Annotated in this window: 11 protein-coding genes; all 11 read left to right on the top strand. The window is 30.9% G+C overall.

Annotated elements, in window-relative coordinates; all coding sequences use genetic code 11:
• Nucleotides 1-728 precede the first annotated feature (728 nt).
• The 11 genes from ACJJVY_RS10125 (at nucleotide 729) to ACJJVY_RS10175 (ending at nucleotide 13,252) form a co-directional block, all read left to right on the top strand.
• Nucleotides 729-2,051 carry a UDP-glucose dehydrogenase family protein gene (locus tag ACJJVY_RS10125; protein WP_405607754.1) on the top strand — a complete coding sequence of 441 codons (1,323 nt, stop codon included), beginning with the start codon at nucleotides 729-731 and terminating at the stop codon, nucleotides 2,049-2,051.
• 452 nt (nucleotides 2,052-2,503) lie between these two features.
• The gene (locus ACJJVY_RS10130; protein ID WP_405607757.1) at nucleotides 2,504-4,045 is read left to right on the top strand and encodes an aldolase catalytic domain-containing protein; all 1,542 of its coding nucleotides are present in this window, start codon (nucleotides 2,504-2,506) and stop codon (nucleotides 4,043-4,045) included.
• 60 nt (nucleotides 4,046-4,105) lie between these two features.
• Entirely contained in the window at nucleotides 4,106-4,873 is a 768-nt protein-coding gene (locus ACJJVY_RS10135) for an HpcH/HpaI aldolase/citrate lyase family protein (RefSeq protein WP_405607760.1), read from the top strand.
• 70 nt (nucleotides 4,874-4,943) lie between these two features.
• On the top strand, nucleotides 4,944-5,633 hold the full coding sequence (locus tag ACJJVY_RS10140) for a cytidylyltransferase domain-containing protein (protein WP_405607763.1): 690 nt from the start codon (nucleotides 4,944-4,946) through the stop codon (nucleotides 5,631-5,633).
• The gene (locus ACJJVY_RS10145; RefSeq protein WP_405607766.1) at nucleotides 5,623-6,255 is read left to right on the top strand and encodes an HAD family hydrolase; all 633 of its coding nucleotides are present in this window, start codon (nucleotides 5,623-5,625) and stop codon (nucleotides 6,253-6,255) included. Before ACJJVY_RS10140 ends, ACJJVY_RS10145 begins: the two co-directional genes overlap by 11 nt.
• 12 nt (nucleotides 6,256-6,267) lie before the next feature.
• Nucleotides 6,268-7,641 carry a lipopolysaccharide biosynthesis protein gene (locus ACJJVY_RS10150; RefSeq protein WP_405607769.1) on the top strand — a complete coding sequence of 458 codons (1,374 nt, stop codon included), beginning with the start codon at nucleotides 6,268-6,270 and terminating at the stop codon, nucleotides 7,639-7,641.
• Nucleotides 7,638-8,789 carry a glycosyltransferase family 4 protein gene (locus ACJJVY_RS10155; RefSeq protein WP_405607772.1) on the top strand — a complete coding sequence of 384 codons (1,152 nt, stop codon included), beginning with the start codon at nucleotides 7,638-7,640 and terminating at the stop codon, nucleotides 8,787-8,789. The genes ACJJVY_RS10150 and ACJJVY_RS10155 overlap by 4 nt, the downstream gene beginning before the upstream one ends.
• Before the next feature lie 212 nt (nucleotides 8,790-9,001).
• Nucleotides 9,002-9,610, top strand: a complete 609-nt coding sequence (locus ACJJVY_RS10160; RefSeq protein WP_405607775.1) for a hypothetical protein — start codon at nucleotides 9,002-9,004, stop codon at nucleotides 9,608-9,610.
• A gap of 5 nt (nucleotides 9,611-9,615) precedes the next feature.
• Nucleotides 9,616-10,656, top strand: coding sequence for a glycosyltransferase (locus ACJJVY_RS10165; RefSeq protein ID WP_405607778.1), 1,041 nt, complete (start codon nucleotides 9,616-9,618; stop codon nucleotides 10,654-10,656).
• On the top strand, nucleotides 10,649-12,187 hold the full coding sequence (locus ACJJVY_RS10170) for a hypothetical protein (RefSeq protein ID WP_405607781.1): 1,539 nt from the start codon (nucleotides 10,649-10,651) through the stop codon (nucleotides 12,185-12,187). The genes ACJJVY_RS10165 and ACJJVY_RS10170 overlap by 8 nt, the downstream gene beginning before the upstream one ends.
• Before the next feature lie 102 nt (nucleotides 12,188-12,289).
• Complete coding sequence (locus ACJJVY_RS10175; RefSeq protein ID WP_405607784.1) at nucleotides 12,290-13,252, top strand: glycosyltransferase family 4 protein; 963 nt, start codon at nucleotides 12,290-12,292, stop codon at nucleotides 13,250-13,252.
• Nucleotide 13,253 lies beyond the last annotated feature (1 nt).

A 13,253-nucleotide genomic window follows, 5' to 3' on the forward strand; every position in this document is an offset into this window, starting at 1 on the left:
TTTACTTTATTAGTTATTAAAAAGCTTTCAACATAATTTGTAAATAAATCTAAAAAACATTGATTTACAATGGTTTATGTTTGTGTCTGTGTTAAAAAAGATTTTTTTATTTTTTATTTAAATTTAATTTAGTAAAGATTTGGTAATTTGTTGGTAATTTTTATACAATTATTTTTTTCGGGATACAATTCTGTACACTTCTTTGAAGAAGAATCTTTTAAAAAAAAATGATCTGTTTAGAGTAGGGGGTGCTACTAGGTATAAATACCTATAATTGTTCTGAAAGTTTTGAAAAAGATAGTGAGAAAAGGGTTTTTTATAGGGCCTTTTTATTTTTAAACTTTTTAGGATAGAATTGTTTAGTAATAACAGTTGTTTATCGTAATTGTCTTGTTTTCAGTTTTTTAGGTTGTTTTCGTCGTGGTGAAAGCTATATTCTCTTAATAAATTGTTAACTTTCTATTAAAAACTTGCTAATGTTTTTAAGCACAAATGATTTGGATGTTAATTTGAAAAGTGTACATTTGTTTCAATGATAACGTGTGATTCTAGAGGGATTGATATCTATCTTTAGGTGTTAAGTAGTCGTTTTAGAAATAGAAAAGAAGAGGGGGAATATGTTGATCTCTTTGAAAGCCTTTATGTAAAAATAAAGTACTGGTAGTCAGTGGATGACGTTGCTTATTAAATAAAAATCGGAAATAAGAAATAAATAAATTAAAAAAGATATGAATATTGCTGTAGTAGGTTCAGGGTATGTAGGTTTAGTGTCAGGAACTTGTTTTTCGGAGATGGGAAATAAAGTAACTTGTGTAGATATAGACCAGAAAAAGATTCAAAAGTTAGAAGAAGGTATTATACCTATTTTTGAACCAGGATTAGAGCAAATGGTGTTGAAAAATGTAAAGAATAAAAATTTATTTTTTACAACTAATTTGTCAGAAGCTATTGCGGACGCAGAGATTGTTTTTATTGCTGTAGGGACTCCTATGGGAGATGATGGTTCTGCAGATTTACAATATGTTTTAGCAGTTGCAAAATCTATTGGAGAAACGATGCAAAAGAGGTTAATTGTTGTAGATAAATCGACAGTTCCTATTGGTACAGCAGACAAAGTAAAAGCCACAATTCAGGCTGCATTAGATGAAAGAGGTGTTGAATTTGAGTTTGATGTAGTTTCCAATCCAGAGTTTTTAAAAGAAGGGGCAGCCATTGATGATTTTATGAAGCCAGATAGAGTTGTTATCGGGGCAGATTCTGAGTATGCCTTTGATAAAATGAAACAACTATATTCACCATTTTTTAGAACTCACGATCGTTTTATTACTATGGACATCCGTTCTGCGGAAATGACAAAATATGCAGCAAACACGATGTTAGCAACAAAAATTTCATTTATGAATGAGATAGCAAACATTTGCGAACGTGTAGGTGCCGATGCCAATATGGTTAGAATCGGTATTGGTTCAGACAAAAGAATTGGTTACAGTTTTATTTATCCAGGAGCAGGTTATGGAGGGTCTTGTTTTCCTAAAGATGTAAAAGCTTTAAAGAAAATTGCAGAAGAGCATGGTTACAAAGCAGGTTTAATAGAATCTGTTGAGAATGTGAATGATGCCCAAAAGTTAGTCATTGCCCATAAAATTGTAAAAAGATTTGGTGAAGACTTAACAGGAATGACTTTTGGTTTATGGGGATTGGCTTTTAAACCAGGTACAGATGATATGAGAGAAGCACCTGCCATTTATATCGTAAAAGAATTAGAAAAAAGAGGCGCAAAAGTAAAAGCCTATGATCCAAAAGCAATTGAAGAAGCACAAGAGTTTTACTTAAAAGAGGCTAAAAATATTACTTACTATGGTTCTAAATATGAAGTTTTACAAGATGCAGATGCATTAATATTGTTAACGGAATGGAAAGAGTTTAGATCTCCAGATTTTGTTGAAATCAAACAACAATTAAAGAGTCCTGTTATTTTTGATGGTAGAAACCAATACAATGCTTTTAATTTAGAAGAGCAAGGTTTTGAGTACTTTCAAATAGGAAAATAAATACTGGATAAAAAATTAAAAATCTACATAGCAGATCACCGTAGTATGGTTGGTTCTGATGTGTGACGAACTTTAGAAAAGAAACGATATACGAATTTAGTAGGTAAAACCAGTAAAGGTTAGATTTAAAGAGTTAAGAAGCAATTGCTGCTTTTTTGAAGAAAAAAGTCAGCAGTCATAAAAAACAGTAGCAGGAGTTGGAGCTTTTTTAGTGAATGACGATTACCTTTATCAGTTTTTTATAAAGGGGTTTAAAATCAAAAAAAAATGATAGATAGTGCTTTAAAAGCTGGAATTGAGAAGTATGACGAAAGGTGATTTGAAATTGATGAGAAAGGATGTGGACTTGCTAAAAGTAGGTCATGAAATTATAAAGAAGGCAGAGTAAATTGTTTTTATTGCAATAAGAGTAGGTATTTATTCATAAAATTTTTTTAAAAAAAAATATAAAAATGAAATTATTAGATTGTACACTAAGAGATGGAGGTTATTATACTAATTGGGATTTTGATGAAGCTTTAGTGGCTGAGTATGCTGCTGCAATGGAGGCTTTACCAATTGATTATGTTGAGGTAGGATATCGTAGTATGGCAATGAAAGGGTATTTAGGAGAGTACTTTTATTGTCCAGAATATGTTTTAAAACGCTTAAAAAGTTTAATGCCTAATAAAAAGTTAGTTATTATCTTAAACGAAAAAGACATTAGGTCTTCGCATATAGACGAAGGATTGTTAGATCCTTGTAAGCCTTATGTTACTATGGTGCGTATGGCAATTGATCCTAAAAATATGGTTCGTGCAATTGAATTAGCAAAAACAGTAAAAGCAGCTGGTTTTGAAGTGGCGTTTAATGTAATGTACATGTCTAATTGGAAGTTAGATCCTTCTTTTTTAGATGCGCTGGTAGGTGTAGATGATGTGATTGATTATTTTTATATGGTAGATTCTTATGGTGGGGTACTGCCACAAGATGTAAAGGATACTATCGCTTTGGTACGTAGTAAAACAAATGTGCCAATTGGTTTCCATGGGCATGATAATTTAGAAATGGCGCTTATTAATACTATTACGGCAAAAGAGGCTGGATGTGAGATTTTAGATGCAACAATTACTGGTATGGGACGTGGAGCAGGTAATTTAAAAACTGAGTTACTACTTACCTATTTAGAGAGTGCAGAAAACATGCCAATTGCATACAATGAGTTAAGTAATGTAGTTAGTGAATTTGAAGAGATGCGTAAGCATTATCAATGGGGTACAAGTTTGCCTTATATGTTTTCTGGTGCTAAATCTTTACCTCAAAAACAAGTGATGGAATGGGTAGGGATGAATCGTTATCCTTTGGGAAGTATTATCAATGCATTAAATAATAAAAAACAAGAGGTAGCAGATAATTTAAAGTTAACTACATTAAAAAAAGAAACTAAATATAGTAAAGCTATAATTTTAGGAGGGGGTAAAACTGCCAAAGAACACAAAACGGCTGTAAAGAAATTTTTTGAAGAATCAGGGCAAGATGCATGTTTAATTCATGCTGGTACACGCCAAGTAACAGAATATTTAGATATTGACTGTGACCAGTATTATGGTTTGGTAGGTTTTGAAAGTGAGAAGTTATTAAAACAAATTGGAGATTTTTCTAAAGTAACACAAGTTTGTGTGTATCCTCCTTTTCCTCGTAAAATGGGAACAACTATCCCTGATAGTATAATAAAAGTATCAAAAGAGTTGGAAAGAATTACTTTTACTGATTTAGATACAGAATCACCTATGGCTATAGCAACTCAAATAGCCATTGATTTAGGGGTGACTCATTTGTACTATATTGGTTTTGATGGATATGATTTAAGTTTAAATCAAAATCAATTTGTAATGGCAAGAGAAAATCAAATTATATTAGATGATATTATGAATATGGAAGGTGTTCAAATAGAATTTTTAACACCAACTAAGTATAAAAATGTAAATGTATCCTCTATTTATAGTTTAATATAGATAACGAGGTATCAGATAAATAAATAAGACGTTGCCTATTGACGAGTTTTAAAATAAAATATGAAAAAGAACATTCTTATCGAAAAAATAACTAAGCAAAATTATGTTTATGGACCTTTTTGTAAAATGCAAGATCCTACAATGATAGAACTAGCTGCTTTAAGCGGCTTTGATTTTATTATTATTGATATGGAACATGGGCCACATGATATTGCTTCGGTACAAAATATGATAAGAGCAGCTGAAGCTAAGGGAATTGTACCTGTAGTTCGTGTAACGGAAAATAATGAAACACTTATTTTACGATTGTTAGATATAGGTGTAAAATGTATTCAAGTGCCACAAGTATCAACGGTAAAAGATGCTCAAAAGGTAGTTGAGTGTACCAAATTTTATCCGATAGGAAATAGGGGAATGTGTAGATACGTTCGTGCTGCTGAATATACCAATATAAGTAGTGCAGATTATTTTAAAAATTCAAACAATTCTATAGCCACCATTATTCATATTGAAGGTTTAAAAGGTATAGAAAACTTGAAAGAAATTGTTCAAGTAGAAGGAATCGATATTATTTTTATAGGATGTTATGATTTATCGCAATCATGTGGTGTTCCTGGTGAAATAAATCACCCTAAAGTTATAGAAACAATGAAAAAAGCAATAAGTATTGCACAGGAAAATGGAAAAATGATAGGTACTTTTACAGAATCTTTTGAAGATGCAAAGATGTGGAAAGAAATAGGGGTACAATATATTTCTTATGCAGTAGATGTGGGTATTGTTTTAGATGCATTTAAAAAGGTGGTAACTGAGTTAAATAAGAAATAGAATATATAATCAATAATAAAAAATCTAAGACATTTTTTTTTGTTATAAAGTAAACAAATATCACATTATTATGACCGTATTTTTACCATGTAGAGCAGGTAGTCAAAGAATCCCAAACAAAAACACAAAAGAGTTTGCTGGAGTTGAAGGAGGCTTATTACAAGTTAAATTAGAGAGCTTAACGAAAGCATCTTTAGTAGATAAAATTGTTGTTTCTACAAATGATCAAAAAGTGATAGATATCGCAGAGTCTATGAATCATAAGAAAATTGTAATAGATGTTCGTCCAGATCATTTAGCACAGTCTTCAACTAGTACAGATGATGTAGTAGATTATGTACCAACAATTATCGAGGATGAACACATATTATGGACGCATGTTACTTCTCCGTTTATAACCTCAGATTCAATAAATAGAGGAATTAAAAAATACTATGAAAACTTAGACCAAGGTTTTGATAGTTTAATGACAGTAAATAAAATTCAAACTTTTTTATGGGGCGAAAATGGACAAGCTTATAATTACGATAGAGCTGTTGAAAAATGGCCAAGAACACAAACTTTACCACCACTTTACGAATTAAATAGTGGTTTTTTTATCAGCAGTAGAACTAATTATATTGAGTTAAAAGATAGAATTGGAGTAAAACCTTTTTTATTACAATCAGAAGGTTATGAAAAAATTGATGTAGATTGGCCAGATGATTTTCTATTAGCAGAAATGGTTTATAAATTAAAGTATAAGTTAGATGATAACTAATAAAAATATATTGTGGGATTTTGATGGTGTCATTTTAGATTCTATGCCAGTTCGAGATTGGGGTTTCGAAGAAATTTTTAAAGATTTTGATACTGAACAAGTTGCAGAATTACTAAAGTACCATCGTGCTAATGGAGGACTGTCTAGATATGTGAAAATCAGATATTTTTATGAAAATATTTTGGGTGAAAGTATTACAGAAGAAAAAGTAATGCTTTATGCAGAAAAATTTTCTGTGTTAATGAAAAAGGAATTAACAAACCCTAAAAATCTAATATTAGATGCTGTATCATTTATCAAATCAAATTATCAAAAGTATCATTTTCATATTGTTTCAGGGTCTGATGGAGAAGAGTTAAGGTTTTTATGTAAAGAACTTGGTTTATCTTCATATTTTATATCCATACATGGATCTCCTACTCCCAAAAAACAGTTGGTAGAAACACTGTTAGAAAAGCATAATTATAACAAAGCTTCTACCTGTTTAATTGGAGACTCTATGAATGATTATGATGCTGCTGAATTTAATGAAATTGAATTTTATGGATACAATAATTTACAATTAAAAGGCATTGGTAATGGGTATATTGAAAAGTTAGAGGGATTTAATTATATAAAATAATATTGACGTTATATGTCAAAAGTTAAAAAAAATATTTTAAAAAATGGTATTGCTACTGTATTCCAAAAGGGGATAAAAGTTTTACAGCAATTGTTTTTAGTTCCCTTTTTTATTACGGCTTGGGGAGCAGCTTATTATGGAGAGTGGTTAACACTTACCATTATACCTAGTGTTATTGCTTTTTCAGACTTGGGTTTTGGAACAGCTGCAGCCAATAGTTTTGTATTGGCATATGCCTCTGGCGATAAGCAAAAAGCTGCTAATATTAGCAAAAGCGGAATATTTATAATCACAATTATGATTACTCTTGCAGTGTTAATAAGTATTGCTGCAATTGTAATTTTAGGTGAGTTTAATGTGTTTGAAAAGTCTTTAATTCAGAAAGAAGATGCTATTTGGGCTGTTTCTATTTTAATTTTAGCACGTTTACTTGCTTTTTATTCTCAACTTATAGAATCTTATTACAGAGCTGCCCAAAAAGCTGCTTTAAGTATTAATTTATTAACAATAAGAGCCGCATTAAATATTGGTGCTGGTTTGTTGGTGTTGTTGTTAGGTTATGGTATTGTTGGTTTTGCTTTATCTCAGTTAATAGTAATTTTTTGTTTTAATATCTTTTATTTCATCAAAGGAAGAAGTGTTATTGGCTTGTTTAAAACACACCAAGGACAGAGAGATAAACAAGAGTTAAAAGTAATTACTAACAAAGGTTTGGGCTATCTAATGTCTCCGGTATGGCAAGCATTGTATTTTCAAGGGAGTACTTTTGCTATTCGTATTGTTTTAGGACCAGAAGCTGTTGCTGTTTTTAACACCGTACGTACTTTAAGTAGGTCTGTAAATCAATTGTTAAATATCATTAGTTCTAGTATATTTCCAGAATTGCAATTTGAAATTGGAGCAGGAAATATTAAAAAAGCACAGAAAATTTTTAGAGTAGCAATTTTTAGTTCTTTGTTAGTGGCCTTTGTGGGGGCTCTTTTTTTGGCGTTTTTTGGGTTGTGGTTTTATAAAATTTGGACTCATAATGAATTAGACCTACCTCCATTAATGTGGTATATATTTGTAATTGGTATTTTATTTAATGCATTTTGGTGGACAGCAAGTGTAGCATACAAAGCGGTTAATAAACCATACCAATTTGCAATACTAGGGGTGGTTTGTGCCGCTATATCGGTGATAGTAACCTATTTTGCATCAAGTTACATTGGTCTTACAGGAGCTGCTATTGGTAGTGTAACGTTAGATGTTTTAATGGCTGTATTAATAATGCCTCGTGTATGTAAATTATTAAATATAAACGCATGGGATTTATTTACACATGGTTGGGAAGATATTAAAGAAATATTTGGAACTTTTCTTAAAAAAATAAAAAAAATTGCATGAAGGCTACATTAGTTGTAAAATCAAGATTTCAATTTTTTCATTTGGCTAGACAATTGGAAAAAAAAGGATTGTTAAATGAAATTTATTCTGGTTATCCTAAGAGTAAACTAAAAGATGAATTAGGAATACCTAAGGACAAAATTAAAACTTTTCCTTATGTTATTACTCCATACATGGGACGTAGAAAATTTGGACTAAGTAAATACGAATGGTTAAATAATCTATGGGAATATAAAACTTCTACTACTTTAGACAATCATGTTACATCGCGTATAAAAGAACCAGGTTATTTAATCTCTATGTCTGGTAGCGGTTTAAATTGTGGTAAAAAGATGCAAAGTTTAGGAGGTAAACACATATGCCAAAGAGGTTCTACACATATTATCTATCAAAATGATATTTTGGCAGATGAATATGATCGTTGGGGATTCAAGTGGAAAGGAATTAATCCTAAAATTAAAGATTATGTAACCTCTGAATACGAACAAGCAGATAAAATTACAGTTCCTTCAGAATATGCACTACAATCATTTATAAAAATGGGAATTCCTGAAGAAAAAATGATGAAAATTCCTTACGGAGGACGTTTAGACCGTTTTTATAAAAAATCTACACCTGATACTGATGTTTTTAGACTTTTATGGGTAGGGGGTATTTCTCTACGAAAAGGATTTATGTACGCGTTAGAAGCGTTCCAAAAATTCAAACATCCTAACAAAGAATTTATAGTTATAGGGGTAATGTCCCATGAATTAAAATCCTTACTAAATGGACAAAATTTAGATAATGTTGTGTTCAAAGGAACAGTACCAAATGCCACTTTGATAGATTATTATAATAGTGCCACTGCATTTGTAATGCCTTCTATAGAAGATGGTTTTGGTATTGTGTTAAGCGAAGCATTGGCATCTGGTTGTCCTGTAATAGCCACACCAAATTCTGGTTCTGTAGATCTGTTTGAAGATGGAAAAGAAGGCTTTATCGTGCCTATTCGAGATTCAAAAGCACTAACACTAAGTTTTGAAAAACTTACTGACAATCCTGACCTTCGTGAACAAATGGGAATAATGGGACAAAGAAGGGTTGCTTCACTTGGAGGATGGGATGAATTTGGTGACCATTTTGAAACATTAATTAAATCACTATAAAATTCTTAATTATGACTATAATAGATAAACTAATTTATCATTGGCATTTTACAAAATTAAACATAGTAAAGACGATTATATTTAATTTTAAGGTCTTACCTTTCAAGGAAGCTCTAAAATTACCTATTTATTTATATGGTAAAGTAGATTTTTATTTTTTAAAAGGTACGGTGGAGTTTCGGAATTGTGAAATTTCTAAAGGCATGATAAAAATGGGAAGTAATAAAGAATATTTAGGCACTACTAAAGGGGCTTCATTAATCGTTATGGATCCAAGTTCAAAATTAATATTCTACGGACCTTGTCAGCTTAGTAATAATTTTTTAATTAGAATAGGTGTTCAAGCAACACTAAGTCTAAGAGAAGGTGTCTTTTTTGGGAGTGGTGTTAAGGTAATTTGCATCAACAGTATAAGTGTTGGGAAGTCAAGTAGAATCGCATTTGAATCTCAATTAATTGATTCTGATTTTCACTACACTTATGACCTTGATAGAGAAATAACAAAACCTAGGGAAAAGAGGATTATAATTGGTGATTATAATTGGATTGGTAATAGAACAACCATCTCTAAAGGAACCATAACAGGAGATTTTACTATTGCTGCAGCCTCTTCTATTTTAAATAAAAATTATACAAGAATAGATGAACCCTATCCAGTTTTGGCAGGACAACCAGCTAAATTAGTTGTAAAAAATATCAGACGTATATATGATATTGATTTAGAGAAACGATTGGCACATTTTTTCGAAGAAGGAGGGACTAATATCCCAGAGAGTTGGAAAGAAGATATAAAGTTGTCTTTTTTACAGTTAGATAAATAGATGTTATGAAAATACTTTCAGTAGGAACTTTCAGAGGAGAAAGCAATACCTGTTTGCACAGAAACTGGGCATTAGAAAAATACGCAGACAAAGTAGATAGGGTTGAAACATCTAAAGGAGCTACATCTTTATTTTTTAAAATAGCCTACCATTTATTTCAATTAGGATTACCAATTAAATTACCAGATGGAGTATTGGCTAATAAAAACATTCTAAAAAAAATTAAAGAAAATTATTACGATGTAATATGGATAGACAAGGGAATTGTCATTAATAAAGGCACTTTAAACTTTATTAAAAAAAACTCTCCAAAAACTAAAATAGTTAGTTACTCTCCAGACAACATGGCATTGAGGCATAACCAAAGTCAAAATTATTTAGAATGTATACCATTGTATGATTATATTTTTACTAACAAATCATACATTTTAGAAGACATGAAAAGTTTAGGAGCTAAAAGTATACAGTTTGTTAATAATAGTTATGAGGCAGCTTTTCATTATCCTAGAAGTTTATCTAAAGAAGATATTAAAAGGCTAGGAGGTGATATTGGTTTTATAGGTACCTGGGAAGAAGAGCGTTGTAAAAGTATTTTATATTTGGTAGACCATGGAGTGCCTGTAAAAGTTTTTGGAGGAGGTAAATGGAATGATTACAAAGATTATAGTCCTCATTTAGAAATTGTACCTGGAGTTTATTCAGAAGATTATTCCAAAGCTCTGCAAGCATTAAAAATATCTTTATGCTTTCTGCGTAAAATTAATTTCGATCAACAAACGACACGTTCTGTAGAAATACCTGCATGTAAAGGTTTTATGATGGCCGAAAGAACTGAAGAACATCAGATGTTGTTTAAAGAAAAAGAAGAAGCCGTTTTTTTTAATTCTAACGAAGAGTTGTTACAACAATGTGTTTACTATTTAGAAAATGAAAAAGAACGTTTAACTATATCAGAAGCGGGATGGAAACGCTGTCAAACATCTGGCTATTCTAATGAAAAAACAGTGGCAAAAATGTTAAATATTGCATTGGGTAAGAATGATTAAGAAACAAAAAATATATATATTAGAACAACTTAGTAAGTGGTTGGGTATTTTATTGATGATAGCCATACCTTTGGAAATACTCATGTTTCCATCTTTACCCAATCTGTTTGGGTGTTTAATGACGCTTTTAAGTTATTTGATATTTCGTTATTTTTTAAAACAAAAATATATACTAAGGTCTCCATTTGCTTTTTTTATGTATCTATCGATGTTTATGTATAGGTATTTGCCATTATTGGCTACTTTAACAGAAGGCAATCCAATTTCTGTTGGTTTTGAAAGGCCTTATGAAACGTTTATTTATGAATCTTTGGTGTTTATTTTAAGTTCATTGGCTTATTATTTGGTTTGCAACCCCAAACAGCGGGTTAAGAACAGTACCCTACAGAAACTCTTGTTTAAATTTGATTTTTTTAAAATTAAAGTACAAACCATTTGGTTTTTAGGTTTTATAGGCTTTGCAGTACGTTTATATACCTTTAGCACAGGAGGTGCAGAATATGGGGATGTGGGTGGAAAGTTTTTAGATGGAGTTAAGTACTTATTATACGCCCCTATGGTATTGCTTTTTCTTGATTTAACTGGCCTGCCTAAATATAGAAAAACAAATAAAGTATGGATTTATCTTACGATAGTATTTTTGATAAATATAGCCTCTAATAGTAGGGCTGCCATGATTACTCCTATTGCTATCTTTGGGCTTTTATTCTTTTTACATGCGGTAAAAAACAATATTCAGATAAAGGAAATTATTTCTCCTCGAAAGTTTTTCATCTTGATGTTATTTTTAGTATTTGGTTTAAATATGCTGTCAGACTTGTCTTATGCGATGTTGTATACAAGAGGGGGGAGATCGAGCGTTTCAAAAGTAGAATTGTTTCAACAAACCATTGCTACTTATCAAAATAAGAGTTTGATGCAAAAAATTAAAACAGATAGGAGCAAAAAAACAAGAAGTGTTGAAAATTATACTCAAGGGTGGACGGAAGCTTATATTGATAATTTTATGTTAAACCGTTATGCCAATTTGCGTATAACAGATGAAACTATATACCATGCAGATAGAAGAGGTTATGGAGACCCTGTAATGCAAGAACATTTTTGGATTCAATTAATATTAATTCTCCCTAACCCTGTCTTAAAATTTTTAAACATTAACTATAATAAAAATGATTATCGTTTTAGTAGAGGAGATTTGTTGTCAGGTGGTAGTTTGGGGAGTTTAGTGGTAACTAGTCATGTAGGTGATGGTTTGGCAACCTTTGGATATTGGTATTTCCCTTTTCAATTTATATTAAATATATGTGTGTTTTTCTTACTAAACACTTTTCTATATTTTAAAGGGAAGAAGGTAATTTATTCTGCTTTTGGTTTGATGAATGTATTTGTTTTTTTAGGAATGTTTCGTAATGCGAACGGTATGATTGTAGACTTGGGGTATTGTATTAGAAGATATTGGCAGGGTATTATCACTTATTTAATTGTATTAACTATTGTGGGTTTAATACAAAAAGTGCTATTTAAAAAATAAATTAAAACAAAAATAGAATCTAGCTTAGCTACTTTTATAAAACTTAGATGAGAAGAAAATAATAAATAAAGAATGAAGCTAACTTATTTTTTTCGTCCAAAAATGGATGGAGTTTTTAGTATAGAAATGGTGTTTGAACAACTTTTTCAGTTGCTACCAAAAGAGGTTGAAAAACAAGAATATGTTTGTACTCCTGAATGGAAACGTTATCGTAGTTTTTTGAAAGCGCGTAAATTTCAAGGGAGCATCAATCACATAACAGGAGATATTCATACCATTGCCTTATTTTTAAAAGGAAATAAAACGATTTTAACTGTACATGATATTGGTAGGTATGAACGTAATTTAACCGGGATACGTAAATTAATTATAAAATATTTATGGTTGCAATGGCCATTAAAAAAAGTGGCATATGTTACTACCATTTCAGAATTCACCAAACAAAAGTTGATTGATACCTGCCAAATTGAAGCAAAAAAGATAAAAGTAATCCCCAATCCAGCTAGTACCGATTTTAAACCTAATAAAAAAGATTTTAATGAAGAACAGCCGTTAGTATTACAAATTGGAGGAAGTTCGGTAAAAAACTTACCTAGGTTAATAAAAGCGGTACAAGGTACTCCTTTTCGTTTGTTGCTTTTGCGTAAGCCTACTGCAGAGTTAAAAAGACAATTGGATGAAGCAAATATTACTTACGAGTTTCGATACAATTTAACTAGGGGAGAAGTATATCAATGTTATTGTGATTGTGATCTTGTATTTTTTGCTTCTGAACATGAAGGATTTGGAGTTCCCATTCTTGAGGCACAGCAAGTAGGGCGTCCGGTAATTACAAGTAATATATTGCCTATGAATGATGTGGCGGGTGAAGGGGCTTTGTTAGTGAACCCAACAAGTATAGATGAAATTAAAAAGGCATTGCAAAAATTAAAGACAAAGACAGAGTTTAGAAAAAATCTCTTAGAAAAGGGAAATGCTAATTTAAAACGTTTTTCGGTGACCACAGTTGCAGATAAATATGTAAATTTATACAAACAATTAACAAAAGATTTAGATAATATATAAT

It is taken from the genome of Polaribacter sp. Asnod1-A03 (assembly GCF_045063585.1).
GTDB lineage: Bacteria > Bacteroidota > Bacteroidia > Flavobacteriales > Flavobacteriaceae > Polaribacter.

Bases quoted from the DNA above. Each gene is read 5' to 3' on its own strand.
- ACJJVY_RS10170 (WP_405607781.1), top strand. From the start codon at position 10,649: ATGATTAAGAAACAAAAAATATATATATTAGAACAACTTAGTAAGTGG.
- ACJJVY_RS10165 (WP_405607778.1), top strand. From the start codon at position 9,616: ATGAAAATACTTTCAGTAGGAACTTTCAGAGGAGAAAGCAATACCTGT.
- ACJJVY_RS10150 (WP_405607769.1), top strand. From the start codon at position 6,268: ATGTCAAAAGTTAAAAAAAATATTTTAAAAAATGGTATTGCTACTGTA.
- ACJJVY_RS10175 (WP_405607784.1), top strand. From the start codon at position 12,290: ATGGATGGAGTTTTTAGTATAGAAATGGTGTTTGAACAACTTTTTCAG.
- ACJJVY_RS10135 (WP_405607760.1), top strand. From the start codon at position 4,106: ATGAAAAAGAACATTCTTATCGAAAAAATAACTAAGCAAAATTATGTT.
- ACJJVY_RS10140 (WP_405607763.1), top strand. From the start codon at position 4,944: ATGACCGTATTTTTACCATGTAGAGCAGGTAGTCAAAGAATCCCAAAC.
- ACJJVY_RS10125 (WP_405607754.1), top strand. From the start codon at position 729: ATGAATATTGCTGTAGTAGGTTCAGGGTATGTAGGTTTAGTGTCAGGA.
- ACJJVY_RS10145 (WP_405607766.1), top strand. From the start codon at position 5,623: ATGATAACTAATAAAAATATATTGTGGGATTTTGATGGTGTCATTTTA.
- ACJJVY_RS10130 (WP_405607757.1), top strand. From the start codon at position 2,504: ATGAAATTATTAGATTGTACACTAAGAGATGGAGGTTATTATACTAAT.
- ACJJVY_RS10160 (WP_405607775.1), top strand. From the start codon at position 9,002: ATGGGAAGTAATAAAGAATATTTAGGCACTACTAAAGGGGCTTCATTA.
- ACJJVY_RS10155 (WP_405607772.1), top strand. From the start codon at position 7,638: ATGAAGGCTACATTAGTTGTAAAATCAAGATTTCAATTTTTTCATTTG.